At 47.8% G+C, this 3,136-nt stretch carries 7 protein-coding genes and 1 tRNA gene; all 8 read left to right on the plus strand.

What is annotated here, in order from left to right; genetic code table 11:
• Positions 1 to 41: 41 nt before the first annotated feature.
• Positions 42 to 419: a hypothetical protein gene (locus HUU10_15740; GenBank protein ID NUQ83055.1), complete on the plus strand. Its 378-nt coding sequence runs from the start codon at positions 42 to 44 to the stop codon at positions 417 to 419.
• Positions 419 to 679, plus strand: a complete 261-nt coding sequence (locus HUU10_15745) for a hypothetical protein (GenBank protein NUQ83056.1) — start codon at positions 419 to 421, stop codon at positions 677 to 679. Before HUU10_15740 ends, HUU10_15745 begins: the two co-directional genes overlap by 1 nt.
• Entirely contained in the window at positions 676 to 921 is a 246-nt protein-coding gene (locus tag HUU10_15750; GenBank protein ID NUQ83057.1) for a hypothetical protein, read from the plus strand. Before HUU10_15745 ends, HUU10_15750 begins: the two co-directional genes overlap by 4 nt.
• Before the next feature lie 306 nt (positions 922 to 1,227).
• Positions 1,228 to 1,449, plus strand: coding sequence for a hypothetical protein (locus HUU10_15755; protein ID NUQ83058.1), 222 nt, complete (start codon positions 1,228 to 1,230; stop codon positions 1,447 to 1,449).
• A gap of 11 nt (positions 1,450 to 1,460) precedes the next feature.
• Positions 1,461 to 1,572, plus strand: a tRNA-OTHER gene (locus tag HUU10_15760).
• A gap of 10 nt (positions 1,573 to 1,582) precedes the next feature.
• On the plus strand, positions 1,583 to 2,002 hold the full coding sequence (locus HUU10_15765; GenBank protein ID NUQ83059.1) for a hypothetical protein: 420 nt from the start codon (positions 1,583 to 1,585) through the stop codon (positions 2,000 to 2,002).
• Between the two features lie 20 nt (positions 2,003 to 2,022).
• The gene (locus HUU10_15770) at positions 2,023 to 2,550 is read left to right on the plus strand and encodes a hypothetical protein (GenBank protein ID NUQ83060.1); all 528 of its coding nucleotides are present in this window, start codon (positions 2,023 to 2,025) and stop codon (positions 2,548 to 2,550) included.
• 15 nt (positions 2,551 to 2,565) lie between these two features.
• A partial coding sequence (locus HUU10_15775) for a hypothetical protein (GenBank protein NUQ83061.1) occupies positions 2,566 to 3,136 on the plus strand: 571 nt, incomplete at its 3' end.

Consider the following 3,136-nt stretch of genomic DNA (forward strand, 5'->3'; position numbering starts at 1 on the left):
AATTGGGCCAGGTATGCTCAACCGAAAAGGACATCCGGACAGTGGCAAAATTGTTCTCTGAATCCTTCCTGACTGAATTCCGGTCAGTGGATCTCGCGGTTTTCTCAAAGAAACTATCAGTATTCGCCGAAGAATTGAGAGCAATATCCGAAGAACAGGCATACGCTTTTGCAAGCACACAACCGAAGGGTGAAGATGTGATTGTAGATGGGTGCAAGATCACGACCGCCCGGCCAACCAACGTGTACCAATACACGGAAACGGTCCAGTTAGCCGAAGAGGATATGAAGCGGAAACACAGCGAGGACAAAGAGCTCCTGAAGGCTATGAAAAAGCTGGAAGAGAAGGACGGAACAGCAGTCGTTGTCGACATAAAAAAAGGCAACCTGAATATCACCATTCCGAAAGGAGACAAATGATGCAACTGAAAAAGGTTACATACGAAGCCTTTGAAAAGGCCGACACCATCAGAAAGTTTCATGAAGGTGGGAAATATCGGGATCTGCGTGAATTCGTGACCAATACAACTGATGGGTGCTTGCAGATTACAGGTAAGGACAAGAAGGAAATTTCCCTTGCCATCATGGCGGCCAAGGCAACCGCAAAAAAGGCAGGCAAGACCCTTCAGGTGAAATACCCTGACCTGGTTTCGGCAATTATCTGGGTGATGCCGGTATGATTTCTCCATCACTCAAAATCAATCGGACAGAAGCCCGGAAGTTGTTAAACAAGCCGGATGCCGCCCGATTCATTCTCCGATTCCCGGATGGATATACAGAACGCAGATGGTGGTATGAGGATATCCCCATTGAAGCTGAAGCCATTCAGGTGGTGACATTCTACATGGGCGTTTACATGCCCGGCAGATGGATGAAACTGGTCCGGACTGATGCAGTTCCTGGGACAGAAGGTAAAGCGTAAACAAATGGTAATCGTAACCGATCGGTGGGGTTCAATGGCAGTCGAAGTAAAGTCAGTCCGCAACGGTATCCTCCTTACCGCAACGGTATCCTCCTTACCAATTGCGGTGCCTGGTTTCCAGAATTGACCCAATCGGTCATCCCGGTTTCAAGTGGTGAAAAGGTGGGTTCGAACCCCGCACCGGGAGCATTGTCGGCGGACATGAAAAAAGCACGGCCCGGTCAGTAATGGCCCTATTTCCGGAAGACTGCTTGCAGTGGGTGTGGATCTGACAATTTTTCAAACACAAAATAAAAGGAATCGAAAATGAAGGTACGAGCAAAATTTTTCTGTCACTCAGTTTTCCAAAACGATGACAATAAAACCGCACATCTCCATGCTGTCTATGGGCACCAAGGAGAAAATGCAGATTTCACACGACATACTCCTGCAGGCTCATTGTCAATTGCCATTGATAAGGATGTGCCTGCTGCCAGCTTCTTCGAACAGGGGAAATCCTACTATCTGGATTTCTCTCAAGCGGAATAAATAAGTGAAAATGGGTGGTGGCGGAATAGGTAGCCGCACAGATCAGAAGTGCAGGAGGGTCGTTGGCCTCCGATTTCTTACTGACCATTTGGTAGCCTGCAGGTTCGAATCCTGCCCACCCAACAAAGCCTGAATGAGTGGATTGTTCTTTCTGACGGTCGCCTTGTCTATACCCATGACCGAAAGCAGCCGGATTAATCAACCGGCAATAAACTCCAACCGGGAAGACAAACAAGAATTCAGAGAATGGTGCCTCGTTGAATTATTCGGGCATCAACGAGTCGCAGGACTGGTACAACCGTCGTTGTTTCCAGAACTGTTAAGGGTGGATGTATTCGAAGGTGAGTCCGAAAAACCATCGATTACGCGGCTAATAAACGTCAAGGCTGTATATGCCTTAAATCCGATCGAAGAATCTGTGTGTCGGGCTCTTGCCAGCAAGTACAAACCCGAACCAATTCAAAGATGGGAAATCAGCCAATTGCTTCCTGCAAGAGGTCATGGTCAAAATGAGGATACAGAAAATGATGATCCTTTCGGTAACGAAGATTGATTAATCCAGAAAGGAAACCCATGAGAATAACAGAGATCAGCACAGACGGGATAAATCTCACCGTGACCTACGATCAGGGTGAAGGAACAGACAGTCTGACCATCAAATCAAACTCGGTTCCTGAGCCACGATTCTGGGAAAAATTCAATCTGCTGAAGGATTGGTTCAACCAGGCGATGAAGGCCGAAATCCCCTTTCAGGCCGAACCGATCAAACTGACCAACGGGGTCAAGGGCCTGAATGTCACTGCCATGGTTACTATTCCGAAAATGGCAGAGCGGATCAAGATCACCACCCCAAGGTACTTCGAGGAAGCTGAACCAGCCATGAGTGCAGAGATGTATGCCATCGTTTCCATGCTCTTTGACGAAACGAAAAGGTTCATCAAAGGCAAACGTGCACAGCTGGATCTGTTCCGGACTGAAGAACCAACCGAAGAGGAGATGCGGGAGGAATGGATAAGGTTGATAGAGAAAAACAATGTGGAAGTCCAGTTCATACCTGGAACCCGCCCGATGGAAAGCGAAAAGCAGGTAGCCACCCATTAACAACCAGTGTCCCCCATGACTTACGAAGAACAATTAAACTGGTTTTGGCAACTCGATGAAGTGCATTCATTTACCGGCAATGAGACCAAGCTGTATCTGTACCTGTTACGGATCGCGATGAATTCATTAGGTGCGTGTGAATCCTTCCAGCAGTCGAACGAACGAGTTGCCGGCAACACGGGATTGACCGTGAATGAATTGCGGACTGCCAGAAACCGGTTAATGCAGATTGGGATGATTGTTTTCACAACCGGGGGAAAGGGTAGGAATGATGTTAGCAGATGGTCATTGGTTACACCTAAAGGGTTGAAAAAAGGGGGGTCTAAAGTAGACCCTAAAGTGTACCCTAAAGTCAACCCTAAAGTGTACCCTAAAATCGACCCTTTAATTCCTTTCCCCTCAGACTCCCCTATCCTAGAAATACAAATTCCCCCCGATATACCTGAAGGTATATCTGCCCCCACAGGGGCCAAAACCGCAAAATCAACCGGGAAACCGGATGATCTGGATGCGGTGATCCGGTACGGTGAAGAGATCGGATTGCCACTGACTGAATGCCAGAAATTCTTCGACCACTTCACCTCGA

The sequence above is a fragment of the Bacteroidota bacterium genome (assembly GCA_013360915.1).
In the GTDB taxonomy this organism is placed as follows: Bacteria; Bacteroidota; JABWAT01; order JABWAT01; family JABWAT01; genus JABWAT01.